The organism is Klebsiella sp. CD33 (assembly GCF_051992865.1).
GTDB lineage: Bacteria > Pseudomonadota > Gammaproteobacteria > Enterobacterales > Enterobacteriaceae > Klebsiella > Klebsiella pneumoniae.
Genome location: NZ_CP197023.1, coordinates 1,464,873 through 1,490,045, shown reverse-complemented (window position 1 = coordinate 1,490,045; position 25,173 = coordinate 1,464,873). Strand labels below are relative to the sequence as shown.

The 25,173-nt window shown below is 51.0% G+C and carries 41 protein-coding genes and 1 pseudogene; 6 read left to right on the top strand and 36 right to left on the bottom strand.

From position 1 onward, the window contains the following. Window position 1: 1 nt before the first annotated feature. From ACR809_RS07550 to ACR809_RS07375, 36 genes are all read right to left on the bottom strand, one after another. On the bottom strand, window positions 2-484 hold the full coding sequence (locus ACR809_RS07550; RefSeq protein WP_057951038.1) for a DUF1833 family protein: 483 nt from the start codon (window positions 482-484) through the stop codon (window positions 2-4). After that, the gene (locus tag ACR809_RS07545) at window positions 471-950 is read right to left on the bottom strand and encodes a hypothetical protein (protein WP_004899614.1); all 480 of its coding nucleotides are present in this window, start codon (window positions 948-950) and stop codon (window positions 471-473) included. Before ACR809_RS07545 ends, ACR809_RS07550 begins: the two co-directional genes overlap by 14 nt. Next, window positions 950-3,484, bottom strand: a complete 2,535-nt coding sequence (locus ACR809_RS07540) for a phage tail tape measure protein (RefSeq protein ID WP_004104214.1) — start codon at window positions 3,482-3,484, stop codon at window positions 950-952. Before ACR809_RS07540 ends, ACR809_RS07545 begins: the two co-directional genes overlap by 1 nt. A gap of 48 nt (window positions 3,485-3,532) precedes the next feature. Next, window positions 3,533-3,910: a hypothetical protein gene (locus tag ACR809_RS07535; RefSeq protein WP_135697717.1), complete on the bottom strand. Its 378-nt coding sequence runs from the start codon at window positions 3,908-3,910 to the stop codon at window positions 3,533-3,535. A 58-nt stretch (window positions 3,911-3,968) separates the two neighbouring features. Then, on the bottom strand, window positions 3,969-4,232 hold the full coding sequence (locus tag ACR809_RS07530; protein WP_004104224.1) for a phage tail assembly protein T: 264 nt from the start codon (window positions 4,230-4,232) through the stop codon (window positions 3,969-3,971). Window positions 4,233-4,234: 2 nt separating this feature from the next. Next, entirely contained in the window at window positions 4,235-4,618 is a 384-nt protein-coding gene (locus tag ACR809_RS07525) for a phage tail assembly chaperone family protein, TAC (protein WP_004899623.1), read from the bottom strand. A gap of 43 nt (window positions 4,619-4,661) precedes the next feature. Beyond that, window positions 4,662-5,153: a phage tail tube protein gene (locus tag ACR809_RS07520; protein WP_040221233.1), complete on the bottom strand. Its 492-nt coding sequence runs from the start codon at window positions 5,151-5,153 to the stop codon at window positions 4,662-4,664. Between the two features lie 56 nt (window positions 5,154-5,209). Next, entirely contained in the window at window positions 5,210-5,575 is a 366-nt protein-coding gene (gene gp17, locus ACR809_RS07515; RefSeq protein ID WP_000561415.1) for a tail completion protein gp17, read from the bottom strand. Continuing rightward, the gene (locus ACR809_RS07510) at window positions 5,572-6,111 is read right to left on the bottom strand and encodes an HK97-gp10 family putative phage morphogenesis protein (RefSeq protein WP_000763233.1); all 540 of its coding nucleotides are present in this window, start codon (window positions 6,109-6,111) and stop codon (window positions 5,572-5,574) included. The genes gp17 and ACR809_RS07510 overlap by 4 nt, the downstream gene beginning before the upstream one ends. After that, complete coding sequence (locus ACR809_RS07505) at window positions 6,104-6,436, bottom strand: phage head closure protein (protein ID WP_023328630.1); 333 nt, start codon at window positions 6,434-6,436, stop codon at window positions 6,104-6,106. The genes ACR809_RS07510 and ACR809_RS07505 overlap by 8 nt, the downstream gene beginning before the upstream one ends. A 1-nt stretch (window position 6,437) precedes the next feature. After that, window positions 6,438-6,635: a hypothetical protein gene (locus ACR809_RS07500; protein ID WP_004899632.1), complete on the bottom strand. Its 198-nt coding sequence runs from the start codon at window positions 6,633-6,635 to the stop codon at window positions 6,438-6,440. Window positions 6,636-6,704: 69 nt separating this feature from the next. Next, a complete protein-coding gene (locus ACR809_RS07495; RefSeq protein WP_004104233.1) occupies window positions 6,705-7,022 on the bottom strand; it encodes a head-tail connector protein in 318 nt (105 codons plus the stop codon). Window positions 7,023-7,099: 77 nt separating this feature from the next. Beyond that, entirely contained in the window at window positions 7,100-8,338 is a 1,239-nt protein-coding gene (locus tag ACR809_RS07490; RefSeq protein WP_440310708.1) for a phage major capsid protein, read from the bottom strand. A 9-nt stretch (window positions 8,339-8,347) separates the two neighbouring features. Next, complete coding sequence (locus ACR809_RS07485) at window positions 8,348-8,947, bottom strand: HK97 family phage prohead protease (protein ID WP_000999827.1); 600 nt, start codon at window positions 8,945-8,947, stop codon at window positions 8,348-8,350. Continuing rightward, entirely contained in the window at window positions 8,940-10,166 is a 1,227-nt protein-coding gene (locus ACR809_RS07480; RefSeq protein WP_040221229.1) for a phage portal protein, read from the bottom strand. Before ACR809_RS07480 ends, ACR809_RS07485 begins: the two co-directional genes overlap by 8 nt. 147 nt (window positions 10,167-10,313) lie before the next feature. Further along, on the bottom strand, window positions 10,314-12,065 hold the full coding sequence (locus tag ACR809_RS07475) for a terminase large subunit (protein WP_202688286.1): 1,752 nt from the start codon (window positions 12,063-12,065) through the stop codon (window positions 10,314-10,316). 3 nt (window positions 12,066-12,068) lie between these two features. Further along, window positions 12,069-12,566 (bottom strand): phage terminase small subunit P27 family, encoded by a 498-nt coding sequence (locus ACR809_RS07470; protein WP_202688288.1) that lies wholly within the window; start codon window positions 12,564-12,566, stop codon window positions 12,069-12,071. 157 nt (window positions 12,567-12,723) lie between these two features. Then, the gene (locus ACR809_RS07465; RefSeq protein WP_004899645.1) at window positions 12,724-13,074 is read right to left on the bottom strand and encodes an HNH endonuclease; all 351 of its coding nucleotides are present in this window, start codon (window positions 13,072-13,074) and stop codon (window positions 12,724-12,726) included. Next, window positions 13,062-13,295, bottom strand: a complete 234-nt coding sequence (locus tag ACR809_RS07460; RefSeq protein WP_122051163.1) for a hypothetical protein — start codon at window positions 13,293-13,295, stop codon at window positions 13,062-13,064. Before ACR809_RS07460 ends, ACR809_RS07465 begins: the two co-directional genes overlap by 13 nt. Window positions 13,296-13,377: 82 nt before the next feature. Beyond that, a complete protein-coding gene (locus ACR809_RS07455) occupies window positions 13,378-13,581 on the bottom strand; it encodes a DUF551 domain-containing protein (protein ID WP_004899651.1) in 204 nt (67 codons plus the stop codon). Window positions 13,582-13,652: 71 nt separating this feature from the next. Next, on the bottom strand, window positions 13,653-13,898 hold the full coding sequence (locus tag ACR809_RS07450; RefSeq protein WP_020804326.1) for a DUF2560 family protein: 246 nt from the start codon (window positions 13,896-13,898) through the stop codon (window positions 13,653-13,655). 87 nt (window positions 13,899-13,985) lie between these two features. Continuing rightward, window positions 13,986-14,177 carry a hypothetical protein gene (locus ACR809_RS07445; RefSeq protein WP_004899656.1) on the bottom strand — a complete coding sequence of 64 codons (192 nt, stop codon included), beginning with the start codon at window positions 14,175-14,177 and terminating at the stop codon, window positions 13,986-13,988. Continuing rightward, on the bottom strand, window positions 14,128-14,403 hold the full coding sequence (locus ACR809_RS07440; RefSeq protein WP_032448071.1) for a hypothetical protein: 276 nt from the start codon (window positions 14,401-14,403) through the stop codon (window positions 14,128-14,130). The genes ACR809_RS07445 and ACR809_RS07440 overlap by 50 nt, the downstream gene beginning before the upstream one ends. A gap of 2 nt (window positions 14,404-14,405) precedes the next feature. Next, window positions 14,406-15,035 (bottom strand): glycoside hydrolase family 19 protein, encoded by a 630-nt coding sequence (locus ACR809_RS07435; RefSeq protein ID WP_122051162.1) that lies wholly within the window; start codon window positions 15,033-15,035, stop codon window positions 14,406-14,408. Further along, complete coding sequence (locus ACR809_RS07430) at window positions 15,035-15,316, bottom strand: phage holin family protein (protein WP_008806056.1); 282 nt, start codon at window positions 15,314-15,316, stop codon at window positions 15,035-15,037. Before ACR809_RS07430 ends, ACR809_RS07435 begins: the two co-directional genes overlap by 1 nt. Next, complete coding sequence (locus tag ACR809_RS07425) at window positions 15,303-15,698, bottom strand: phage holin family protein (RefSeq protein WP_141437253.1); 396 nt, start codon at window positions 15,696-15,698, stop codon at window positions 15,303-15,305. Before ACR809_RS07425 ends, ACR809_RS07430 begins: the two co-directional genes overlap by 14 nt. 496 nt (window positions 15,699-16,194) lie before the next feature. Beyond that, complete coding sequence (locus tag ACR809_RS07420) at window positions 16,195-16,350, bottom strand: DUF3927 family protein (protein WP_032434891.1); 156 nt, start codon at window positions 16,348-16,350, stop codon at window positions 16,195-16,197. Further along, entirely contained in the window at window positions 16,347-16,772 is a 426-nt protein-coding gene (locus tag ACR809_RS07415) for a tellurite resistance TerB family protein (RefSeq protein ID WP_064171956.1), read from the bottom strand. Before ACR809_RS07415 ends, ACR809_RS07420 begins: the two co-directional genes overlap by 4 nt. A 219-nt stretch (window positions 16,773-16,991) precedes the next feature. Then, window positions 16,992-17,570 (bottom strand): DUF1133 family protein, encoded by a 579-nt coding sequence (locus ACR809_RS07410; RefSeq protein ID WP_004899672.1) that lies wholly within the window; start codon window positions 17,568-17,570, stop codon window positions 16,992-16,994. A gap of 13 nt (window positions 17,571-17,583) precedes the next feature. Beyond that, window positions 17,584-18,564 carry a DUF968 domain-containing protein gene (locus ACR809_RS07405; protein WP_064164646.1) on the bottom strand — a complete coding sequence of 327 codons (981 nt, stop codon included), beginning with the start codon at window positions 18,562-18,564 and terminating at the stop codon, window positions 17,584-17,586. A 12-nt stretch (window positions 18,565-18,576) separates the two neighbouring features. Next, window positions 18,577-18,954, bottom strand: a complete 378-nt coding sequence (locus ACR809_RS07400; protein ID WP_122051160.1) for a RusA family crossover junction endodeoxyribonuclease — start codon at window positions 18,952-18,954, stop codon at window positions 18,577-18,579. A gap of 9 nt (window positions 18,955-18,963) precedes the next feature. Beyond that, the gene (locus ACR809_RS07395) at window positions 18,964-19,773 is read right to left on the bottom strand and encodes a DNA adenine methylase (RefSeq protein ID WP_116962621.1); all 810 of its coding nucleotides are present in this window, start codon (window positions 19,771-19,773) and stop codon (window positions 18,964-18,966) included. After that, a complete protein-coding gene (locus ACR809_RS07390; protein ID WP_048269253.1) occupies window positions 19,770-20,723 on the bottom strand; it encodes a helix-turn-helix domain-containing protein in 954 nt (317 codons plus the stop codon). The genes ACR809_RS07395 and ACR809_RS07390 overlap by 4 nt, the downstream gene beginning before the upstream one ends. Then, complete coding sequence (locus ACR809_RS07385) at window positions 20,713-20,892, bottom strand: DUF4222 domain-containing protein (RefSeq protein WP_001208720.1); 180 nt, start codon at window positions 20,890-20,892, stop codon at window positions 20,713-20,715. The genes ACR809_RS07390 and ACR809_RS07385 overlap by 11 nt, the downstream gene beginning before the upstream one ends. Window positions 20,893-21,129: 237 nt before the next feature. Further along, window positions 21,130-21,591 carry a YmfL family putative regulatory protein gene (locus ACR809_RS07380; RefSeq protein WP_004213338.1) on the bottom strand — a complete coding sequence of 154 codons (462 nt, stop codon included), beginning with the start codon at window positions 21,589-21,591 and terminating at the stop codon, window positions 21,130-21,132. Window positions 21,592-21,616: 25 nt separating this feature from the next. Next, the gene (locus ACR809_RS07375; protein ID WP_024176406.1) at window positions 21,617-21,826 is read right to left on the bottom strand and encodes a Cro/CI family transcriptional regulator; all 210 of its coding nucleotides are present in this window, start codon (window positions 21,824-21,826) and stop codon (window positions 21,617-21,619) included. Window positions 21,827-21,920: 94 nt separating this feature from the next. Between ACR809_RS07375 and ACR809_RS07370 the strand changes: the two genes are divergently transcribed. The 6 genes and pseudogenes from ACR809_RS07370 to ACR809_RS07345 all read left to right on the top strand — a co-directional run. Next, window positions 21,921-22,565, top strand: a complete 645-nt coding sequence (locus ACR809_RS07370) for a LexA family protein (RefSeq protein WP_019705289.1) — start codon at window positions 21,921-21,923, stop codon at window positions 22,563-22,565. A 388-nt stretch (window positions 22,566-22,953) separates the two neighbouring features. After that, on the top strand, window positions 22,954-23,253 hold the full coding sequence (locus ACR809_RS07365) for a hypothetical protein (protein ID WP_122051159.1): 300 nt from the start codon (window positions 22,954-22,956) through the stop codon (window positions 23,251-23,253). Then, entirely contained in the window at window positions 23,253-24,038 is a 786-nt protein-coding gene (locus ACR809_RS07360) for a ParB/RepB/Spo0J family partition protein (RefSeq protein ID WP_122051158.1), read from the top strand. The genes ACR809_RS07365 and ACR809_RS07360 overlap by 1 nt, the downstream gene beginning before the upstream one ends. Then, window positions 24,035-24,238, top strand: coding sequence for a hypothetical protein (locus ACR809_RS07355; protein ID WP_000158002.1), 204 nt, complete (start codon window positions 24,035-24,037; stop codon window positions 24,236-24,238). The genes ACR809_RS07360 and ACR809_RS07355 overlap by 4 nt, the downstream gene beginning before the upstream one ends. Continuing rightward, window positions 24,231-24,470, top strand: coding sequence for a hypothetical protein (locus ACR809_RS07350; protein WP_071033563.1), 240 nt, complete (start codon window positions 24,231-24,233; stop codon window positions 24,468-24,470). The genes ACR809_RS07355 and ACR809_RS07350 overlap by 8 nt, the downstream gene beginning before the upstream one ends. Before the next feature lie 321 nt (window positions 24,471-24,791). Beyond that, window positions 24,792-25,094 (top strand): annotated as a pseudogene (locus ACR809_RS07345) (DUF550 domain-containing protein); the annotation flags it as partial. Between the last annotated feature and the right edge of the window lie 79 nt (window positions 25,095-25,173).

Below are 25,173 nucleotides of genomic sequence, written 5' to 3'. Positions count from 1 at the left end.
CTTAGCTGATATAACGCAGTCCGGGGAATACAGGGAGCGTGTAGCGGTATCGCGGCCAGGCGGTATCGAGGATATTCATGTAGCCCGCAGTGATCTGCACCTCTGTCGCCGTCCAGGAGCCCGACTTGATTTTCAGCGTATACGGCACTTCCGCAGGGGCCGCTAAATCCGTGGAGATATAACGCCGGTACGTCAGAAATGCAGACAGACGGTTAGCCAGCGCATTGCGGATCGCCGTGGACACAACACCATCGATATTGCACAAGGCAAATTTGAGGTCCTGCGTGCCGTCCGCATTGCGCGCCGGCAGCGCAATGTCTATCGAACAGGCTGAAAACGTTACGGTATCGCCGTTCTCCGTCGTTGCCGTGATGTTGTCGTAACCCTGGCACAGGTAGTGAACATCAGAGCCAATGGTGATCTGCAGCGTTTCAATGATCACCTCCGGTCCGCTGCTGGCGTAGAGGCGTTTAATCTGCGTCATGCTTCGGCCACTCCTTATTCAGCGCAATATCCAGCAACGAACTTCCGACGATCCATTCCGGGTAATGCCCCCATCCAGACGGCGGCAATGGGCGCTCCCAGAGTTCTACTGGCGCGGTATATCTCCAGTAAAATCCGCCTTCTGGCGTGGGGCCTTTATAAATATCCGTGAAACGACACACGTAATTTTTCAGCCCTACAGGCGTTAATAACGGTATGTTGAACCACGCCGCCCCATCTGATAACTCATCCCGAAACCACGCCTCAAAAGCCTGCGCCTGGGCGTCAGAAAAAATCCAGGCCAGATCTGTTTGGGTTGGTGTCGAGGTGTAGGCACGCCGCTGTCGTGCCCGGCCAGTTACCATCTGAGTCCGTTTCAGAGGAGATACAGGAGTTAAACCAAAGCTCTCTTTAAGCGGTCCAGGCAGGTAAGCGGAGGGGTAATAAAGCGTTGTGGTGATAGCCATTAGCTAATTTTCCTCCCCGAGGTAGTTTTCCCCATCAAGGCCTTATGCAAATCACCCTGACCGCTTGCGACTGAATTAACCGCCTTCCGGTATCCCCTTTCTGCCCCCTCATCTGCAGCTTTACGGACCAGCGCCAAAGTTGCATCGGAAGGGTTACCATTTATGGGGATAGTGATCGTGGGAGAATAAATAGTTCCACCACCGGTTGACTGGTTTGCTACTCGATCCAGAGTCGCATCCAGTTTGGCACTGGTCGCTGCGGTGGTCACCCGCTCTCCTTTTTGAAGCAACCAAGTACCAGTTTCAGGAACTGCATCAATCCCATCGTGGGCCATGCCAGAAAGGGAAGCTGCAGAAATAGCAGCAACCATAGGTTCTGTTATAGCCGCTGCAGCAGCCATCGCGGCTGGAGCTAATCCCGGTCCGACAATTGGGATTGCGGCAGTTGATGCGAAAGCAGCAAGTTGAGCCTGTAAGGCTGTAGCCTGAGCATTAGCGATCATTGAAGGAATAGCAGAGGCTTGGGCACTTTTATTAACCAGCATCTGAACACCTTGATACACGATCCATTGTGCAGCCATATCAACCAGAGCTTTTATCACTGACTTCCCGAGGTCTGAAAAGATTCCTTTTATTGCTTCACCCATTGATTCAGTACCGCTGATAACATCGTATAAATGTTCAGAAATTGAATCAGTTGCAGAACCTAATATTGATGTCATTGCATCAGCCGCTTGCTGATAATAATCAGTTGAACTATCCGCGAAATCAGATAATGCGCTTGATATGCCCGATTCCCAGTCATTACGTAAACCATCAGACTCATGATAATAATTTTCTTGAATCTGCAGGCGCTCTTCAAGTGCCGATTTTAACGCATCGGTTTCAGACTCATAAAGTGACTTAGTAATATCACCAGATTGATACTGTTTTAATAAATCCGCTTGTTTATATTCAAAGTCCTGTTGAATGTTGTTTAATTCACGCATTCGGCTACGGTCTTTTAATCCCAATGACCGACCAGCCAGATCATTGTCATACCCTTGCCTTATTATTTTATTCTGCCTATCAAGACCAGAAACAAATTCAGCTAACTTTGCGTTTTCCTGATTTAGCCGTAACTCTTCTTTTTTTGAGTCAATGATTTTAGCCGCATACCGGAGCTGCTCTTTTTGCGCTTCTGATAATGCTTTTAAGTTACCACTGGTAATATCAAAGTTTACTTTTTCAAGCTCTGTTACTTCTGCAGTTTTTTTGCCTGTTGTCTCAATAAGTGCTGCTTGCTTTTGCAGATCAAGAAGCCTGCTTTTAAAAGCATTGTCGGTTGGATTGCTTTTTGTGGTTATTTTCTGATTTGATTCACCTTTTCCTAATTTATAATTATTATCAGTTGGCGACAATCCCATATCAGAAAGAAGTGATGATAACCCTTTAGCTCCTCTTTCGACTTCCTCGGGGGTCATACTTGACTTAATCGCCCGAAGAAATTGAAGACGTTTAGATAAAAACTCTAATTCATCCTTTTGCTCCTTACTTTGGTCACCTCGCTTGTTAAGAAACTCAATGCGCTGTGCAATGTCACTTTCATCAGCAGCATTATAATTGCCAGATACAGCACCTATCCGCGACCGTGTATAGGTAGCAATAGCCCCCAAACCACCAGCAATACGACCTACGACACCGGCAAGGCTAATAGCCTCGCCTACGAGGTCTGATAACCCCTGAAGAATAGCAGGGTCGGTGAAAACATCACGAATGTCATTTAACCCATCCTGCAATGGCGAAAGGTCCACCGTAGCCAGCCCAGAGGCAATTTCCATTTTAAGGCCACGGGCACTAGTCTCTATATCCTGAAAAAACTGATTAACCTTAACGAGGTTATCAATATCTTCTTGCGGCGGTGCGATACCAAAATCCTTTGATAGCTGGATGAACTGTTTCAGCTTCTCATTGTTATTATCAAACAACGGCAGCATTTTTGACAGGTCATTCCCCAAGCTTTCAAGAATATTTGTTTTACCTGCCTGGGAAGGTATCTTTTGTAAAGCTGAACTAATAGCCAGTAACTGCTTATCAGGGGATTGCTGGGACAGTTTCTCAGCCGAGAGTCCGAGTGTATCTAATGCCTGAGCGGCCTCACCTGATTTATTCAGTACCGCATCGCCAACTTTATCATTAATGTCTTTAAATATATCTGCAATATTATCGCCGGTAAGCCCAGCTTGTTCAGCTGCATATTGCCATGCAAGTAAGTCCTGAGTGGACATTTTAAGAGATTTTGCCCAGCGGTCAGCCTCTGTTACCTGCTGTGCTGTATTTTTCACAACTGCTAAACCTGCGGCACCAATCCCTACAGCTGCAGTGGCAGCTGCTGCACCAATTGCAACAATAGAAGCACCAACTTCTTTGGCGTCTTTTTTTACTTGGGCGCTCCATTTTTGCGAGGCTCTTTCAGCCTTATCCATTCCCTGAACAAATCCACCAACCTTTGCGATAAGGTCAATTGTTAATGTACCAAGGGACTTGCCAGCCATCATATTTCTCCGAGGAATAAAAAACCCGCCTAAGCGGGTTTATATTTATCAGAACTTATTCTGTTTCGGTGGCTTGCTTATTTTGCAGTCGGAGACTTCAGAGTGAGTATTATTACTCATCTCGCTGTAAGTAGTTCTCTTCAAAACAAGTGTTGCTCTGTCAACTGAATAAGTTTGCTTATATTTTGTCGAATCCTTACGCCACGTTACCTCAGATGGCCCAAATGCAGCAGGAGATGTAAAATTTAATCCGCTTCCCATAGATGGCGACTGAAGAGATGCTGAACCATTGTTTTGGTCAAGCACAACGATAAGATCAGGCGCTCTTTCATCTAAATAAGGACAAGATAAATAAGTAATTTTTGCAGTTGCAAGGCTTGAAAAGCCTATTAAAGAAATGCACAACCCTAGTAAAAGATTCTTCATTGAGAGACCTCACAGACTCATTTCCGTTTGAGTGCCCAACAATACAATAAACCTAAGACTAGACCCAACTTTTCATAGCTTCTTCCAGAGAAAGCGGCGCTTCGTTGATGTGCGGTGCAAAGTCACTAACCTTGAACGGAGGCGTGTTCTTTGCCTTATTGATGTTAGCCAGAACAGAAGCCACCAGCGAAGCCCCCCACTCGGTTCGCATCATAACGTTAAGCTGACCATACTTATTACGGTACTTTACCCACACCTGAAACTCACGAAGGCTCATTCGCTCCTGAGCCTCCGCAATGGTCCGCCCGCCGATGCCGTTCATGACTAACTCACACCAGAACTCGTCTTCTCCTGTGAGTTCGTAGTCTTTCCCAGATCGTTGACTTCCTGGATGACGGCCAGCAAAGCAATAACGATTGGCCCATCGAGCGCGCCACGGTCTTCAGATGCAGTTCCGAGAATGTCTGCCTCAGTAAAGATTTGCTTCCCTTCCTCATCGCAAATATGGGCAGCAATACGCCCAGCCACCGGATCAGATTTTCCGTTGTACGCCAGCAGTTCAGCTTTAGTGGTGTGGTAGCCCATCGGGCGCACATAGACGGTTGCGATATGCTCTTTCCCGTCACGGCCTTTCCACTTAATTTCTTTTTCCACGGGACGCCCGGTAAAAGCACCGGTTTCTTTTAACGTATCGAGAGTAAGTTGCATTTCAGCTCCTGAATAGAAAAGCCCGGATAACCGGGCATATTAATTACGCTGCGACCTTCGGCACCCATACGGAAGAGCCAGACCGCTGGATCGTGGCGGAGGTCGTCACAACAGCGTTACCCTGGAAATCAAACGGGAAATCGGAAACGTAACCCTGGAAAATGAACCAGGTGCGATCCGATGGCAGCACCAGGCCATCAACAGCATCCTCAGCGCCAGGAGCGGCGGCTGTCGGGACACTGGTTCCATCTGACCAGCCAACCGCAAAAGTTAACGGCGTCTGGTCATTCGCTTCAGCGAGGCCATGCAACATAATGTGGCTGGCGTTCGTCGGATCAGCGTTAAGCCCGACGGTTGCGGCCGCAGGCGTTTTAAGCCCCTTTTTGTAGGTTCTGGAATCCCGTTCACTCAGACAGGTATCTTCAATCTGATCGGCAGGGTTCCCGCCGGGGTTGAAACTGGTGATGCATTCAACCTCGCTGACCACGCCAGACTTGAGCACAAAAAACTGCGTGCCTTGCGTTAATACAGACATGTTTTGTCTCCATAAAAGAAAAACCCGCACAAGGCGGGTCAGTTTGGGGTTGTTGGTTATCTGGTCGTTATCCAGTCAACATCGAAGGAATAGCGGTATCGCATTGTTTCAGGATCGCGGCTTTGTTCACCCCATCGGGTGATATAGGCCTTGCCCTCAATTGCGTCACGCAAAGCGCGGGCAACGGCGATCACATCGGTGTCAGTATCACCATAGACATCAACCTGCAGAGAATAGTGATCTGCATCTGGCCGCTGGTTTAGATAATTTTCAGGGAAGCCACCTACGTTTTGCCAGACTGCGTAGGGATAAACGATATTGTCGTCCTGCATACCGAACGGATAAAGCCGCACGGGAGTAGAACCTAACAAATCCCTGACTGCCTGGCTGGCTGCGCAAACTGCAAATATTGGAGCAATCATACCGGAGTTCCTTTTTTAGCCGCCCGTCGTACAGCGCGATCGATGGACTTTTCCAGCTCCAAAGCAAAAACGTTAATCACATCGGCATCGACCCCATTCAGTGCAGGCCTAATTATTGGCCTCGCTGCAGCATGTTCTGTGCCGAACTCCAGGAATCGCCAGTACCAGGTATCCCCGCCGGGATTACCTTTATCTCCGGCAGTGTTAAAACTTTTACCCGCCCTGCCTTTTCGGACGTTGGCCTTTGTATTGGCGTATTGCCTGGCGCCGCCCATCACCCCGACACGAAACGTTGGATCGCCGGTTCTGCGAAATGCCTTGCTGCTGAAACTGACCACAATGTTTTTGTAGATAGCCTCTTTGGTGAGAGGATCATCAACCCGCGCGGCATTATTGCGCGCTCTGTCCCTGATGACGTTTGCCGCTTTACGCAGCGCTGCACGACCGGATTTATCGCGAGTGACCTGTGAGACGGCATCCAGTTTCCCCAGGACGGAATCGAGGCCGGTCAGGTTTACTTCCACGCCATCAGCCATCGTTAGCCCCCTCTGAACAAGGCAGTGTCAGGTATTCCCTGCCGCTCCGTGGATCAGGTAAAACGCCCTCAATGTTGTAGATGCGGCCACGAAACAGGATCCGATGTTTGCGGGTAACACCCTCACGGTAACGAATCGTTATCCGGGTGGTAACTTCGCCCTGAGAGGCCTGGGCGGCGATAAACTCACGTGCGGATAAAGGAGCGACTTCGGCCCAAAGGGTTGCGACATCGCGCCAGGTATTAATTACGGCTCCCGTTATCGGGTTCTGTTCTTTGACCGGTTCCTGCAGGGTGATCCTGTGACGCAATTTTCCGGCCTGCATATCACCCCCTGGGTTTCCCACTCAGATAGGTTTGCTGCTCTGGCGCCTCTTCGAGATCGCCGGCAAGCGACTGGATAATCACATCGGACAGGGCGACGTTAGACTCAGCCAGGCGGTTTATCGCTTCCGTCTGCTCTCGCTGTGCTGCTGTTTGTTCTCTCAGCGCTGCAATCAGCGCGTTTACCAGTTGCTCGTTCATAGGCTATTTTCGTCCACTTTTTTAACCATTCACGCCGACGGAGACACCCTTCACAGGCCATAAATCACCTCAAAGTGGGATATATCGGTAGGGTTCAAGCAACGAAGTGAAGCCGAAGGGGATGCTCATTTTATTTACATCGGAAGCTTCTTCCCTGCTGTTGAACCAATGCCCAACAAGAAGCATCAGCGCCAGGAGGATATCGTCAGCAATTTTTAACCCGTCTGGATCGGTATCAGGCACAGAGTCTTCATGCAGTTTCCGATTAATGAAGTTCTCTGCGCGACGCCGAGCAGCTGTGAAATACAGCGTCAGCAGTTCATCTTCGGTTGCATCGTCAATATCGATCCGACACTGCGCCCGCAACATCTCAATTGTTGTGCTCATGTATTTTCCCTGGCCCGCAGCGAACTGCGGGCATAAAAAAACCGCCGGAGCGGTGGAGGTTGAAGCTGATTATTGCCTTAGCCGCCAGATGCCGGTTTACCCACCAGCGCCTTAATCGCGCCGGTATCTTCCAGTACGCAGTCGAAGCGGTGGAAGGCCAGGAAGCCAGTCTGATCGTACTCTGCGTAACGCTCAACCAGCCGTTTCAGCGTCATGTAAGTGACGCGACGAACGATAAAGCGGTTAAAATCGCCGAAGTAGGCAAATTTGGCACCAGCCGCGATATCAGGAATAGCCTGGTCAACGACATACGGCACCTGCAGAACAGTAGCAGGTGCGCCACCGATAATGTTCGGTAACCAGAGCGGGCGGCCCTGTCCATCCTCCATTTCCTCCACCAGCTGCAACGTTGCATCGTTAAAGGCCCAGCGCACCTTTGGACCGTTACGGTATGCCGGGTCGACAGAGTGCTTCAGGGCGTTCAGCTCTTTCCAGGTCAAGGTGGTCGCTGCTGCGGTATTTTTGGTGCCAGTTACCGACGCAGCCAGCCCTTTAGGCTGCAGCGGGGTGCCGGTGCCGGTCCCTAATACCAGATACTTCGCTTCACCACGTCCGATGCGAGTGGCGATACGCGCGGCCAGGAACGCCTCGATATCTACGCCGCTGTCCTGGAGCAGTTCATTGGATACGCGAATGATTTTAGAGGACAGTTTTTTAGCCCCCAGCGTTGCACCGCCGAAAGACACGTCTTCTTCACTGGTTTCAGTGTTTTCGCCCAGCAGTTCACCTTCTTCAGTGGTACCGTCAGAGGTTGCCCAGTCAATGTCCTGGCCGTTGGCGGTATTCAGAATTTGCGCCACACTGGCAATTCCACCGTAATCTTTCAGTGCTTCGACGATCTTATTGCGGAACTGGGTTGGTACGGTGTACCCCCCTTTTTCATCCGGCGTCGTGCCCTGAGCACGCAGCTCCTTTAAAGCCTGGCGTTCTTCAGCGCTCATCTCGCCAAGACCACGGCGCAAAAACGCATTAAACGCCGCAGCACGACGTTCGTTAGCCTGTGCTTCCGGGTTTGCTGGATCACGATTCTGCTGCTGGCGCTGTTCCGGCTCGTTTTCGTGGATATAGTCCTGATCCTGGCGGCGCAGTTCCTCTTCGCGTGCAATACGCTCATCAAGGGCGTCAAGCTCCGATTTTGCAGCGTTCCACTGAGTACGCTGTTCATCGGTCCAGGGGGTATCACCAATTTTGTCATGCAGGGCACGCATATCTTTGGCGATAGTGTTACGTTTTTGCTTCATTTCATGCAGTTTCATGATTTTTCCTTACGCGTTAAGAAGGGTCAGCAGGCGCTCACGCGCCATTCGTTGATTAATGGCGTTCTTTAGCGCACCGCTGTCGCGCGCCTCCTGCCAGGCTTTCATCGATCGGACGCCGGAGTCGGCCTCCTGATATGCGGGATAAGTCACCGGACTGACATCAAACAGCCGGGAAAACTTCGATATTTCACGAATAACGATCCCTTCATCGTCCTGGTACCAATTTTCACCGTCATGGGATACCCGGAAGGCAAAAGATGACTGGTTAATGTCACCGCGCATCATCGGCGCCAGCACCAGATCGCGGATAGTTTGTGTATCCGGCGCTGTAATGTCGTAACGCAGGCCGCGCTCATCGACAGACAGGGATAGCGTCCCGGCAGCGCTCCGTCCGAGAATAAAGTTGGGGTCATGGTTAAACAGCCCGCGGACATCATCATTCAGCACATCGTCAAATGCTCCGGGCTTGATGATTTCACGGAATCCCCATAGGGGTTCAGAACGGCTGTTGAACACCGAGCCATAGCCCAGAATGCGGGTAGGTTCATCGGTGCGTTGCTCGGCTCTGACCTCCCCGCTGTAACAGCGCGTTTCACGGTCATTCATTGGGCTTTTCCTCGTCGGTTTTAGGTGCCTTAAAATCGTCTGCGGGGTTCGCGGCGTTAACGCTCACCAGCATTTCATCCAGGCCATCTACCGGATTCATGTCTTCGAAGGCTCGCGCTTCATTGCGGCTCATCCAGCCATCAGTGATCGCAAAGTGGTAGAACTGAGCACGTTCCTGCGGGGTCCCGCGTAGCAGGCCTGTCAGGTTAAACCTGACGTAATATCCGGCGGCCAGTTCAGCACGGGTGAACAGACGGCGATTGAGTTCCTGTTCCCAGTTCGTTACCCACGGCATGATCGTGTAGCGGACAAACTGAATGGCCTGCTGCGTAATATTTGAGAAAGTGGCTTTTTCGAGATCGTTAATCATGTGCGCCGGTACATTAAATATCCCGGCAATCATCGACCGATTCAGCTTCGACATATCAATGATCTGGGCATCAACCGGGGAAACGGTGAGCGCTTTGTAATCCAGCTCTGCCGGGAGAAGCATTGTTTTATTCTCCTGGCTGCGCAAAGCAGCTGTAGCTTTTTGCCACATGCTTTTTAAACGCCCCCAGCTTTCTTCATTCAGCTGGCTTTTCACCGAAATAATGCCAGCGGGTCGCGCATTACCGTTGAAGAATGAGCTGGTATAAGCCTGCCCGCTCATCCCCATGCCTATCGTCTCGGCATGCTGCATTATTGGGCTAAGCCCCATCTTCTGGTTGTTACCCAGCGCCCGGATATGCACCATATCGTCGGGATTGACGGCAAACGCCCCCTCTTCGTTGTAAACGCCATAGGTATACCGACCACCCGTGTTAAGCAGTGTCGTTTCCCAGGGCATGCAGCATTCCAGCCCGGAAACTTCACCACGGCGGGAACGCTTCACCCAGGTGTAACCATTCCCCCAGCCCAAAATATGACGCTGTTTCAACTCACGCCACTTATAGCTGGTCTGCCACATATTCGGCTCATCGTGAACCAGGTAAAACACAGGGTGATCGCGGGCAGCTTCAACCTTGTTATTGGTTTTCCGCATAACATGCAGCGGCATCTGAGCGATATTCGAAGAGATAACGTAAATACAGGCATACACCGCAGCCAGCTTCATCGCCGTTTCCGGGCTGACAAATACGTCTCGGGCAAACACGTTATCGGTTTCGGCCGATTCACTCGTGATCGGCGTGGCCGGATTTTCCAGTGGTTCACTGCGAAAAAGAGCATCAAGCAGCATTATTCCCCCTCATTGCCGCTAACAGCGCATAAATGAGTAGCAGGGTTCCCGACATCATCAGAGACATCGCCAGACCGAACTGGAGATACACGCCTGCAGCAAGCGAACCGAACCCGGTAAGCCCGATAACATCAGTGATTAGAGTTTTCATAGAAGTAAAAGGTCTTCGTCAGGATCGATAGTGGACAGGAAGTCAACTTCACCACCACCGTTAACAAGCAAGCGACTCATCGCAATAAACATCGCGACAGGACCGTCAATTTTGTTTTCAGGCGTGGCCTTGTTGGGGAAAATATTCTCGTTTTTGTCTGGTTTGACGGTGACGTTTGACATCATCCATGTCATCACCGGATTGCCATCGTGATGAAAACGCCCGGCGTAAATTTTCGCCTCGACTTCCTTCATTGCTTCAGACAGGTTTTTAACGGTCTGAGGGACTTCAACAATCGGTACGCCTTCAGCTGCTACCGATAAAGCAAACTGAGTGGCACTCCACGGGTCGTATGCAAACTCGTTCAGCGAGTCACCTCGCGCCCATTCGATCGTTTCCTCTTTAATTACTGCATGGTCAACGACATCGCCATCGGTAAACTCAAGGAATCCAGCGAGATTCCATTTTCTGTAAAGGTCCGCCTGCTGCTTGGAACAGGCTTCCAGCCGACCTTCAGGTATCCAGAATCTGGAGCGGACATAAACATCGCCATTTGGAGCAAGCCAGACTTTAACTGCAGCTGAAATATCAATTTTGTTGGAAAGGTCAACGCCGAGCCACATTGACCAGTTGGCCGATGTGGAGTCGTCCCAGTCGTCACGGCATTTTCCCCAGCGCGCCATATCCATCCATGCTTTTTCACCCTGCACCCAGATATTGAGATGCTTGGTAAAAAAACCGACACGCGCCGCTACCTGCTCTTTCGCCTTTTTTGCCAGGCGGCGCATATCGTCCCAACGCTTACATATTCCCAAGCCGGGATTTGCTTTCGGCCAGTTTGCCTCGTCGAAAGGATCATCCCCCTCATCCAGGGTATAAATCAGAGCAAAATAGCTGTCATCCTTAATTGAAAGAGGGTCGGGGTTATCGAAATTCTTCAGAATTTTAATCGCATATTCACGTTGTTCATAACAGATACCTTCTTTATTAAACCCAGCAGTTGTGATTGCGAAAATAAGGGACTGCAGACGTGCGCCGGTAGCTGTTTCGAGAACTTCCCAGACATCTCGGGTTTTATGTGCATGGAGCTCATCAACAATTCCGCAGTGAATATTCAGGCCGTCGAGGTTGTTCGCATCACTGGCTACAGGTTCAAACTTAGAGCCCGTCCGCTCCTGGTGAATATTCAGCTTATTACTGCCAAATAACCGCCCCAGAGTTTTCGGTGCCAGCTTAATCATGCGTTTGGCATCATCAAATACAATGCGGGCCTGATCCCGGGTTGTTGCAGCGGAATAAACCTCAGCGCCTCCCTCCCCATCAGCGCCAGCCATATAAAGGCCGATTCCAGATGAAAGGGTTGATTTTGCATTCTTACGGGCTACTTCGTCATAAGCAGTACGAAATCGCCGTACAAACATGGGTTCGCCATCGTCGTCAAGAATGCTTTCGAACGTTATTTCATCTATCAGCGGGACGACAAAGCCAAAAAGGTTAATCAGAATGAACGTGTGCCAGTCCATCAACTCGATCGGCTTGCCGGTCAAGTGCCCCTTCACATGGGGGACGAAGTTATAAAAATCGAGAACGTGCTGGGCGCGGCCTTCATCAAAATAAACACCGCGCTCCGGGCCGTGCTCTAAATCATGAAAGAACCGCTGGCACGCAAGACGCACCAGTTCGCCAGCAACGATATCGCCAGATACCACGCGCTCGGCGTAGCGGAATCCATCTGCAACGGTTGCCATTCATCATTTGCGCTTTTTAAGAAATTCTTCCAGTGGGTCGGCTTCTGCCGGGCCATTTGCACCAACCTTTGATCGGCTGGCAGGTGTCATGCCGAATTCGCTCAGCATCGCTCTGATCCGTTTCCACGCGTCAGCCTTCATGACTGCTGCAGGGTGCGGTTTGATCATTCTGATTTCCCGCTCCCCTCCTTTGTCTGAATCATCTTCGCTGTAGACGGCATAGGTGTAACCTTCACGATCAAGCGTGTCGCAGTGATGCCGGTATTCAACATAGGCTTCTATCAACAACTCCAGCGCTTTAGCATCCAGCGTGGTCAACACGCCGACGGCATCAAGTTCCTCACCAATACGCTTGAACCAGTACTTACCCTGTTTATCGAAATGTTTCGGTATTGGGGGGACCCCTGACGGGGGTTTTGGCTCGTTCTTATTGATCGGGCGCTTGGATGGGTTCCCCTTCACTAAAGCCAGATGTGTCGGGGTTTTCGGTGGTCCAGGCATAATCGAAAACTCCTATTAATCATTGGATGGGGGACCCCAAAAAAAAGTTTTCTAACCTGCGGCGGTGTGAAAAAAGGTTAGGCGGCGGTCCTTTGGGCCTTTGCCGTCAGGGATTTGACCCGCCCCCTCCCTGTCGCCATCCAAATGGGAATTGATATCATTTGAAGCGCTCACGGCCGGTTTTCGTTCTGTGACAGGGCCAGCACAGGCTTTCAAGATTCGAATCATCATCGGTACCCCCATGAGCCTTAGCCTTGATATGGTCCACGGTCTTAGCTGCTACCGCACGACCGTTGCGCAAACAGTTCTGACACAGATGATTGTCACGCTTTAGGATGCGCGCACGTCTGATATCCCATTGGCTACCATAGCCGCGCTCATGCCTGCTCTTGCCCTGCTGGTGCTGCTGCCATCCCTCATTGCGATGCTTCTCGCAATATCCCGAACGGTCAGTGGTGGTGCCAGGGCATCCACGCTTGCGGCAAGCGCGGGGTATCAGCGCGGGCATCGCTCTATCCTCACGTGACCGAACAGAGTCTCGCGCTTAACCTCGCCGTTCTCAGCAGTGAGGTAACCCCGGCTATCAAGCATGGCGGCAATCACTTCGCCTTTATCGCTATCAGCCGAGAAGACGTGCTTCACCTCAACACTATCGAGGTACACCGTGATACGCTCGCGACCGGGTTCGATGCGTTCACCCGGATCGTCGTCGAGAACTGTCAGGCGCATACAGCCTCCAATGAAAAAGCCACCGGCAAATGCCAGTGGCTTGAGTGAGGTGGGAAAACTAATCCATTTTGAGTTCGAATTATTAACTCTCAGGCGGATGAGGCAGCGGCATCCAATGAGTAACCTCTAAATCGTGATGTGTTTCGTTATCTATGAAGACTGTTTTTGAGAAACCGTTCAGTGGTGAGTAAGTTGTGACACCAACCCCCTTCGCTGTATTAACGATAAACCACGACGTCATTTTCGTAGTTTCAGGCATTTTAAATTTCACTGAAGTCCAAAGCATTAGCTCAATCCTCGCGTTAAAATTAACAAGGACATTATCACAGGCACTCAGTGAATGCCTGCTGTAATGCCTTAGCTCGCCTGTTCTGCGATGGTATCAAACAGCGCCAGCGCCTCGGTCGCTTCCTGGATGGCCTTACGGGTCTTCGAGACAATCTCACTTTCAGTGAAGACGCGATCGAAAGAGTCAGCGAATAGCTCAGCTTTCAGATTGCTATCACCAACCCAGTCAATGGCCAGCTTGGCCGCTGCGGTGTCGTAGTTAACTTTCTTAATGATGGTCAGGCGGATTTGTTCTGCAGGTGTAATTTCTGACATGTTTTACCTCTATGCGATGGGGGAGCATTATCGAAGCCACTAACAGAGTGGCTTCTGTAATATCCTCATGCGGGGATGAAGACTGATTTATCCCTTAGTGGGGTTAAGGTTCGGGCAGTTAGCCTGCACCGATATGTTGTGCGCCAGAATGTCGCGCTTGGTCTGCTTATCCAGCACGTCGATATCGTGGTCGGTCAGGTAGATGACCCTCACCCAGCTGCAGGCCGTATCAACGACTACCGGGGCGGGTAAACTTTTCGCGCAGCTCGCGATCAACATCGTCATCAGGCATATGACTAACGGTTTGCTGTACATCGCTTGCCTCCTTCACAACTTCCGCCTTACGTTCTGCCGCGGCGACGGTGGCGGCGGCGTTCTCTTCGGTACGCTGCTGATCGGCTTTGGCTTCTGCCTTACTGGTCCCGCGAGCATGGCCGATGCCGAACGCGCCAGCGATAGCACCCAGGATGACAACCACCAGCCCCGCGATAGCTTCGATTCCCATGATCACACCACCAGTACCGATTTTGCTTTCAGGAAGCGAGCGCGCCGGTTATTAATCCCGTTTTGTCCGCCGTTGATAATCTGAGTAACCCGGACAAGCTCACCCGGATATTTCAAGCAACCTTTTGAGACATAGAACCACGCTGCACTACGGGCCGCGTACGAGGACTGCTCCAGTAATTCTGGCTGTGCCACTAGATCAACCTTCAGCCCGTTACCGCAGTCCCTGTAATTAGACAATCCGGTTATTTGAATAAGTCCGCGCCCACGATAAGCCCATCCATCAGTTGCCCTGTTGTTACCCAACCGCTTGCTATAAACAATGTTGGCGATAGCCCGCTGGCGCTCCAGAGGTAACACTGTTTCCGACTGGCTACGCCCGAGGGAATTGGCCTGATCCTGCGTTAACCTGCCGTAACGAACAAAATCAGCAAGCCCGGCGATGCTGTAGTTGAAATTCTCCACCACCCTGTTAAAACCGAGGCTTTCATGGCCGCATTGAGCAATGAACATTGCCTGATCGAGTGGAGCAGTGATGCCGAAGTCTTTCATCGCAGCTGTAATATGCGGATACCAGCGCGCAGCTAACCCGGCGCTGATACCAGCCGCCTTCTGGAATTGTGATTGATTCATTAGTGCCTCAGTGTATCGACCAGACGCGCCACGTTACCCCGTGCCCACAGCACGGCGGCGCATATCATTACGTTTGCCATTACCACCAGCCAGTGGGACTGTACGTAAAGACCGAAGATAAATTGGAAAGGAATGCTCGCGTAAATCAATACCAGCAAGTAAGCAAGAATGGAGATACCAGGGCGATGCCTGGCACCGCGACGTTGATAAAACATCAAAGCGCAGACAATAACGGCACATATCACCGCATTGACCAGCGCTGCCGGGTCATTTATTACCACTCGAACCTCCTCCCCTTAATCGGGAAAGTAATCCGAACAGGCTGCTCAAGTCCTGGCTGTTAATGAAAGTCAGGACCTTGATGGTGACAGCAGATGCCACCACCGCACCGAGTGCATCAAGCGGACGATCCGTATAGCCTGTCCAGGTAGTAAATTTTGAGCCTAATAATCCTGCAGCCAGAACACCGACAATAAACGACGTCATGAAGTAAGCTATTTGCCTTCCACGTGTCAGGTTTGCGGTCGTTGCCACATAAAAAACCGCGCCGCCAAAAGCCCCAAATACCACACCAAAATCGGTATGAGTGATAACTCCATATATGACGGAACCAATTAAACCACCGCCAAAAATCAGGCCGGTACCAGTTAAAGGATCGGACATTAAGCCCCCTCTTATTGCTGTGAGTCCTCTCAGAATTGAGGGGAAAAAGAAAAGACCACGCATAAGCGCAGCCTCAAATGATTTGCACCTCAGCTTTCAGAGGCGCCTTATTCATGGCGAAAAAAAACCCGCTCAGAGGAACGGGCAGAAAGTAGGCATTCTAGGTAGTAACAAACGAAAACGCACCTAATAGTCCGAGCTACCGATTTACCAGGAGAGCGCTCGCTTTTTCCGTTACTGCCTTTTAAACATAGCTGGAGAAGCCGAAACGGCAACCCACAACCTAATGTCTTAGTAGTATTGCATGGTGCCGGGTGCCTCCCGGTGAGCATGTCCCAGCCGACATGGCCCGCGCTGCATTTACAGATCACTGTAAGTGACTGGTCGCCCCACCGCATAGGGGGATTCACCATGTCGATAATCTAATTTGTAAACATTGTGTTAGTCAATATGTAACACTCTGTCAAAGGCACCCGAAAATGCCTTTTGCACAGTGTTAATTGCTGGATTTGATAAGCGGCCAGACTAACGCAACAACCCCTGCCACAAGTACGCCATCTGCCAGGATTGACAACATTTTACTGGTGAAGTCGATAGCAACCACCAGAAACAACAAAACCCCGGCGGCTGCCCAGCGAAGTTTCCCGATCACAGGTACTGATCCAGCGGAAGCTGCAGAGCCTGAGCAATTTTCTTCAGCTGTTTCTCTTCTTCTTCGCCGATACCGTCATTGTCAGCAACATCGAGGCACAGACAAAGAACATCAACAGCATCATTTGAACCCGCAATATCAGCCAATTCACGCAGCGCCTGAGCGTTAGCAGAACGTGGTGAAGCTTCATATCGAGCTCGAATATTGCTGCTCATCTGTGCGATCTCACCGGCGAACGGCGCGAAGGCAGGCAGCGCCGAAATGGTTTTTTCCAGCGTGGCGATTTCTTTCGCGTCGCAGGTACCATCGGCATACGCAATGGAGTAAGCACCCCATACAGTCGCCTCAACCGCATCGCGGTTTTCCATTTTCTTTACTTCAACGACGGCTTTTCGTGCTTTCTTTTTGAAGATACCGAACATAGTGACTTTCCTTTTAGCGGGTGAGCCAGCGCTCAGGAATGATCAGCCCACAGAGATAGTCACACTGACTATTCCCTATGGCTCACCCCTGAAAGGCTCTGTGGTTGAATTGCGCCGAGCGTGGCGCGGAGAATTACAGACATAAAAAAACCCGCATGAGAGCGGGTTATTTTTGGTTTTTCTGCTCAGTTCGCTTTAACGTCCCGAGCCTATCACAATTCAAGCAGTTTCTGGCTCACTTTGCAAGTAAAATCTGTCGCCATTTGTGCCGAATGCGTCACACATTGGTGCGTACAGCATCGATTCCGCCAAACTTAGCCATGTATCAACTCTTCGTCTGCATGTCATAAAGCACCAGTCTGGATGCTTTTCATAGAGCTCTTCCGCTATGCGGCGTTTGCTCTTCCGTAACCGGTAATGCTCCACCAGCAGGTGGTATAGCTCTTTGTGACCACCCGTAATGAGGACTGCCCCCAGTACCTTATCAATCAGCAGTCCTTCATCGTCTGTACAGAAGGCCAAGCCGCTTTTGTTTTTCCCCGCGAGTATTTCACGAAAAAACGCCTCAAGCTCTGGCTTCGAGATGCCAGACTTCTTCATCCGGCGTAATGCTTCGTTGATGGCTGTTTTAGTGACTTTCCCGGAAGCCAGCAACTGGTTAAACATATTGCCGCCACTACCGCCGCCGATGTAAGACCAGCGGCCCCACATGCGCAGCTTCCCTTGAATCCAGATGGCCTCCAGCGTTTTCAGCCTGACCATTTCACCAGCTTTTCCAACCTCGGACGGGTTAATCATTATGCGTTCTCCACTATGCCAGCACGCCAATTGCCAGCGAACGATCCAGAAATCGAAACAGCAGCTCAAGCTGTGAGCCGTGCTTCTCCTCAAATGCCACGGTGTCAGCGTGCAACTCGTCGTGATGCGCTCTGCAAAGCGGCAACACAAACAGGTCATGCGCTTTTGTTCCCATTCCACCTTGTCCGTGGCCTATCAGGTGATGGGGATCATCTGCTTGTTTGTTACAGCAGACACACTGCTGGGACTTAACCCAGCGCGTCCAGCTCTCGTTTACCCAGCGGCGGCGCTTTGGTCGCAGCATGAATGATTCCGGCGTTTCAGGATCTACACGAAGACCGAGAATCTTTTTCTGCACCACTTCGCTCGCCGCTGGCTCCGGCACAATATCGCTCTCCTTCATCACCGGTTGATGCTTTATTTCCGGCAATCGCAGGGCTTTCCGGGCCAGCGATTCAGGGATGACGTGCGCCAGATTGTTTATTACCAGCCACCAGCACAACTCGGGGATCGTCAGTTGATGGTCTTCGTTGAACCCCAGCTGCGAGCGGATGACCGTTATCAGCCAGGATACCAGGTTCTCACGCGCAATGCCTGCCAGCGTCTCTGTATACTGATCACGCAGCAGGTTATCGCAGGCCCAGCAAAGGCGGATGCTGCCAGGCTCATGACGGAACAGCGTAAAATTTTCGCTGTGCCATGAGCCGTGGGGATACTGGCATTCAAAACGACGCTCCAGCTCGGCCTCCAGCGAGCTGATACCACCCGCGCGCAGAATGACGTCTTTGTTTTCGAATACTGGCTTCAAAACCGGATCTCCTGCCAGTGGCTGCGTGGCGGGAGGGATAGCGCCAGTTGCGTAGTCGCTGTATTTTTCCGGTGCAGGCTCAATCAGTACCCGCCCTCTCCTGAACATCGGCATGAGATCAGCACCTGGGCGAAGCAGAACAACGCCCATGCGTGGGGCAATCTCAGGGGTTAGTAGTGCTCTCATATCATCTCCACGTCAGGCAGCTGCACGAAAACGACGGATGGTGATTTCTACTTTCCCTTTCTTCACGATGTTCCCCCACTCCACCAGCATACGCTTAACCTGACTGTCGTCTTCCCAGACGCCTGTTAGGGTCAGGGCATCGAACAGCGCTTTGTTGTAGTTATCGATATCCCGACGGCGCTCATCCGGCGGATACAACACAATGTGAACCTCGGCCAGATCAGAGGATGGCCGGGGAACGGCCCGCAGTTGCTCAATAATCGCTGCTCTCGCTGCCAGCTGAAACTTTCGCCCTGTCTCGCTTACAAGATGCCTGCCTTTCAGCAGTCCCTTGCTCGGAGCGCGCCAGTAACTATTTACGCTCGGTGGAAATGGTAAAGTCAGTTTCATTTAGCCCCCTTAAAGGATCGCTACAACGTCTTTTGCGACTTCCCGCGTACTGCTTTTGCAGGAGATCGAACGGCGCGCGTTGATGAATTGCAGGTTAAAACCTTGCTCCCGGTACAGGTCGAGAACCTTCGGTGCAGATGAGTTAGAAATCACTACCCGAGCCCCACGGTGAAAGGCAGATACGCATTGCTTCGCCAGGTCCACCTGGTTCTCCCAGCTAAAACCACCAGCGGCGTAGGCAGTGAATCCGGTTGTTCCCGGCATCGGTTCGTAAGGCGGATCGCAGTAAACCACATCCCCTTTCCCGGCCAGGCTGATTGTCCGACGGTAATCAGCAGTCATGAACACGCAGTTATGCGCCATAGCGGCGAAGGATTTCATTTCGCCCAGCGGGTAATACGGGGCCTTGTAGCCTCCCCAGCCCACATTGAACTTGTTCGCCAGGTTGTAGCGCATCAGGCCATTGAAGCAATGCCGGTTGAGATACAGGAATGCAGCTGCGCGTTCAGTAGCATCCAGCGTCTGAGCGTTGAACTCGGAACGGATCAGCTCATAGCCATCTGGTGACCGCATGTGCTCGAACATCCAGCGGGCCTTTAATTCCACTTCATCCGGCACCACCGCTAACATCTGATACAGATTAATCAGGTCCGGGTTAACGTCCGCCAGCAGGTAATCTGCGTGCTTTTCGCTGTTCAGGAATACCGACCCACCACCAACGAATGGCTCTATCAGGCGTTTCCCTGCTGGGATATGCACGAACAGGTCAGCCAGCTGGGTATACTTTCCACCAGCCCATTTGAGAAATGGCTTACTCATGTGCGGAACCCCGAGTTTTCTGGCAATGAGTAATCAACCCCATCGAAGCTGGCTCGCGAAATGGACGACTCCTGGCGGGAGCTATTGAGTGGAGCAGATAGTTTTAACGACAGCTCATCCCATTTTTCCCGAAGCTTCGACGGGCTGAGTACGTTTTTACACCAGAACGAATCTTTGTTGGCGCGCTTGAACAGTGAGCAAATTTGCTTATGGGTTCTCCCGTCCTGCATCACCATCAGGCGAACCTCATTCGCCCATGCGGTCCAGTTTGGTTCTTTAGGGCGAACTACCTCACCATCACTTTCAGCAGCCAGTTCGTACATGCTGATAATTTTTCCCCAAATGAACTGGGCGCAGGTTAAATCGTCCTGGCTGCCCCACTGCCGCTTTGCAGCGCTGTACACCACCGCGTCAGGATGTCGTGACAGAAATTCATCAGCAGAGCCCTGTTCGTCCGGTTGCGAAGCGTCCGGACAAGAAGGATTTATATCTGATGGATCAGTAGTTGATTTTACTGACGGATCCCCACCAGATTCTGACGGGTCAAAACTGGTTTTTTTGATGGATTCCGACGCCTCAAATTTTGAGGGGTCAATTTTTGACGCATCAGATTTTGACGTGTCAGATTTTGATGTGTCAGAAACTGACAGGTGAGAAAATGCCGCTTTCTGTAGTTTGGAAACGTTGAGCTGGTAGACGTTCGATGCATTACGGTTGCCGTTGCGGCGCTGTGTGCGAGTGAGCCACCCCTCTTTCTCAAGTGCAGCTATCGCCGTTCTGACAGTACTTTCACCAGCGCCAATCTGACGGGATATGGTCGCAATAGAAGGCCAGCAAACCCCCTCATCGTTGCTGAAGTCAGCCAGGCGCGCCATGATTGCCACGCTGGATAGCTTCATCCCCGAAGATGCACAAGCGTCCCAGACGTATCCTGTTAATTTAGTGCTCATGATCGTCCTTTATTTCTCTGAATTTACGTCTGAATTGCTCGAGGGGGCTAAAGCATTCATGCTCGTACCCTTCACGCAGGTATATAACGCGCTGTGTTTGGGGCTCCCAGCGTATGACCCTGACCGGGACACCGTAGTGATCTCTGAACCATCGGTTGAGCTCTCGCATACTTTCTCCGCCTGGCCGTTAAAGTCCCCTACCACCCACTGAGCAAACTGGTAGCAGACAGGTTCGAAACCGCCTGGTACTCTTACCCCATACACGAACTGCACCGGTCCTGCTCCACCAGGAACTGGCCGCGCTACAAGTTGCGACCTGCGGTATTGTGTTGATAAACTGTTCATGCGTTAGTAATCTCCACTGATAACGACACGCCACGACGCCAGGAGCTGCAACTCGCTGGCGTCACTTCTTTTTGCGTGAAAATAACGTGATAATTGCGGCAATCTCTTCTTCCCGAGCTGCCAGGTGGCGGCGGTGATGCACCATGATTTCTTCGGCCTCATGCCTTTCAATAACGCCATCCTCAAGTGCCTGTTCGATAATCTGATCAACCTGCCCTCTGGCGGCAGAGGTACGCATTGCCCGGCTAAACAAGTCCACGCGATCAAGCTCTTCCAGGTGTGGAACATCCACCAGCAGAGCACCACGACGGCGGGCGAAGTAGTCTGCCAGTAGTGACGTGTTGGAAATGTCTTCCATCGCTTCCAGCTCCGATACTTCAAAAAATCGACAGCCGTTTTTCTCGTAGAGGTTGTTGTTGAACTGCGTCACGGTCATTCCCAGTGCGCCAGCCATTGCTTCGCGCCCACCTGGATATGCTTTGCACATCGCTTTGACGGCTTCTTTGAGGTTTGGCTCTACCATATTGATTTTCCTTTTGTAGTTACTTTCAAGCAGCTGAATCTGTAGCCTTTTGGTAAAGTTCAGGTCGAAAAACAAGCTGCCCATTAGTACGATATGCAGCTTCTGCAGCACGACCTTTTGGGATCAGACTGCCCGGTCGTTTTCGCCATTGATAAAAAGCCTCAGGAGAAACACCGAAGAAGTCTGCTGCCTTGTTGGGGGTTCCGAAGAACGTTTCTAACTCTGTTGTTGTCATACACCCTCCTAAATTTATTTAGATATTAAGACCAAAGCAAATTTAGGTCAATTAAAGCTAAGATAATTTAGTTTTCATAACATGGCGAACCACAGTGAGCACATTTGGAAGTCGTTTAAAATCATTAAGAAAGGATCGTAAGCTTACCCAGAAGCAACTGGGTAAAGTTGTTGGAGTGACAGATGTCACCATTGGATACTGGGAGAAAGACCAAAACATACCCGGAGGAGTCTCGCTGACAAAATTAGCTCGGTATTTTGGTGTTTCTGAGGACTTTCTCCTCACCGGTAAAGAGGAACTCTCCAATGTAGCGCCTGGCAACTTAGGCGCTATGCAGATCCCTATCATAAGTTGGGTTCAAGCAGGAACTTGGACATCTGAAAGTGATGCTCGTAATTTAGAGGGTGCCGTGGATTACATTTTAACAAACGGCGCTCATTCGTTTGGTACCTTCGCTCTTAAGGTACGTGGAAAATCTATGGAGCCAGAGTTCAAAGAGGGAGACACTATCATTGTGGATCCTGACTTGTGTCCAGGTCCTGGGGACTATGTTGTAGCCAAAAACGGTAGTGAATACGCCACTTTTAAAAAATACCGTGCAAGGGGTGTCAACGAAAATGGTGAAGAGGTTTTCGAATTGGTCCCGTTAAACCCTGATTTTGCTGCTTTAAACTCTGCTGTTGAAAAAATTTCCATCATCGGTGTCGTTGTTGAACACCGCCGCCAGATGCGCCGCTAATCCTTTCCACTACTCTATCAATGGTGAAAACTAAGAATATTTAGTTTATTCACCTTGACCAAAAAACTAAATTATTTTAGATTTCTTTCAGCGGTCGCGAAAACGTGTGATGCACGGAGACGACGCAGCCCAGACGATATCTGAGTGGCTTTAAAAACAGATTGGAGCAGGTGGAAGCCCGGCACACAACAGGAAAAAGCACTGTGTTAGTCAAGTGAGTTTCCAGTGCTTCAGTGCTCTTTCCGTTGTGTGGAGAACTAACGTACCGCCATTGCAGTGGCGGTCCCCCATCAGCAAGAAATTTTAACCAGCTATTCACCCACTCTCATGGGTTGGGTTGCTGCACCCTAAATTTACGCGTTGCAGCGCGTCAGATGGAGAACAAAAGATGGCTAAGACAGCAAAACAACTGATTAAACAGGCGTACGAAATAGCCAAAACTATGCCACCAGAACAGGCAGCAATCATCAGGGAACTGGCTACCGTCCTCGATGTTTCGAATGTAACTCTGCGCCAGACGCGCACCGAACGTGACGCCCTTCTCGCAGAGGTCAAATCCTGGGCGAAGGAGTGTGATCGTATTACTGAGCGATATACCAAGAAGCGCATAAATCTGCATGTCCTCGAAGCAATGCGCGATTTGAAAGCAATTTCCCCTACCAGCTTCCGTAACGTGGAGGCTCTCTGATGGCTAAAGACTCAAAGGTTGTATACGGCGCCAGCGGCAAAACGAACGTTTTAACGTTCGAACCTGAAAGCCTGCATCTGGTTACCGACAAAACTCACCCGCTTTACGATGAACGGGTCCACCTTCCTATCGACGAAGGAATGGTTCTGAACATCAAAGAGCTGGGTGTACTGGAACCTATCATCGTCTGGAAAGACCCTGAAACGGGGCTCACCTGCGTCGTTGTAGGCCGTCAGCGCGTAAAACATACCCTGGAGGCAAATAAGCTTCTTTTGAAAGAGGGCAAAGCCCCACTGCTTGTTCCTGGGGTCGTTAAGCGCGGATCAGCAAATCAGATGGCTAAATACATGGTCAGCGAAAACGAAATTCGCCGACCTGATACACCGCTTGGCAGGGCTAAAAAAATGTCAGACGCGCTCGACCGCGGGCTCGATGAGGACGACATTGCGGTGTTGTTTGGCTGCAGCGTTCAGACCGTTCGAGCAACGCTCTCCCTCCTCGAGGCTACTCAGGCCGTCAGGGAAGCGGTGGAGGCTGGCACAGTTACCGTTACCCAGGCGCGTCAGCTGGCATCGCTTAAACCCGAAGAGCAGCGGGAGAAGGTCTCTGAAATCGAAGCGGCAACTGCTGGCACAACCGGCCATGAAAAAGCCCGGCGACAGCGCCAGGTTCTTGGTGAAGCAAAGCCGCGTCTGAAAACCCGTAAAGAAATCACAAAGGCCCTTGAAGGTGCCAGCGGTGACTACGCTGATGCTCTGCGCTGGGTGCTTGGGGAGGCTGTATGACAATCGTAAAAACCCATACCGGCACCGTTATCACCAAAGACGGTCCGAAGGTAAAAAAACTGCACCAGACAGAGCGGATGTGGGTCGTCGGCAAAAACGAGTTTTACCACAAAGAAACAGGGCGCCGTCACTTTGCAGAAAATACGCGCCGCCGGCTTCTGCTCGACACCATCAAGCCTATCGAGGTGAAGCATGTTTAAACAGAACGAAAAGGCTATTTCACAGATTGCGGAATATATCCCGCGCGCCTGCCGGGGTATGCAGCTGCAGGAAGCGAAAGCGCGTCTGGAGAAAAAAATCGCGCTTTATACCGATGACGGCTGTGATGCTGCCGTTCTTAATGCGGCGTTTGCCCCAGCTCTTAACAGTCATACGCGGGAGTCTTTTTTTTCGTGCATCGCAGAGCAGTTGCATGAGGGGGCCGACAAATGATAGCCGGGACTACTAACTATGACGATGTGGCAGAAGTCCGCTGCAATTTGTGCGGCGGTTATTACAAAGCCGACGATCCGGAAAGTCACGAATGCGATGAAGAAGCCCATGACGAAATTGAGTGTGATATCTGCGGTTTCAAAAGTACTGACCCGGACGGCGCTCACTACTGCTGCGAGGATAACTCCGATGACTGATATCAACAAACTGGCGAGAGAGCGCCTGGAAAAAATTAAATCATGGCGTGGAACCTATGGAGCTGGAAGCAACGTAATGCTGCCAGCAGAAGAAGCTGAAGCGCTGGCCCGCATAGCACTGGACGCAATGGACAGAGACCAGGTACGCAACGAGCACGCCGAGTGGTCACAGGCAACTTTCGGCAATATCGGCCCGGTTGGCCCGCTGAAGCATCTTTCGAAAGAGGCTCTTGAAGCAGCTGCCGAACCCGGCGACCTCAGCGAGTGGGCTGACATGCAATTCCTGATGTGGGATGCGCAACGCCGTGCCGGTATCACTGATGCGCAGATTACCCAGGCGATGATCGATAAACTGGCGGTGAACAAGCAGCGCTCATGGCCGGAGCCAAAAGACGGGGAACCAAGGCTGCACATCAAAGAACGACCTCGTAAAAAAGTAGACCGCTGTGATGTTTGTACTGAAGGGGCTCGCGGTGGGTGTGGAACGTGTATTTTTAACGGTAATT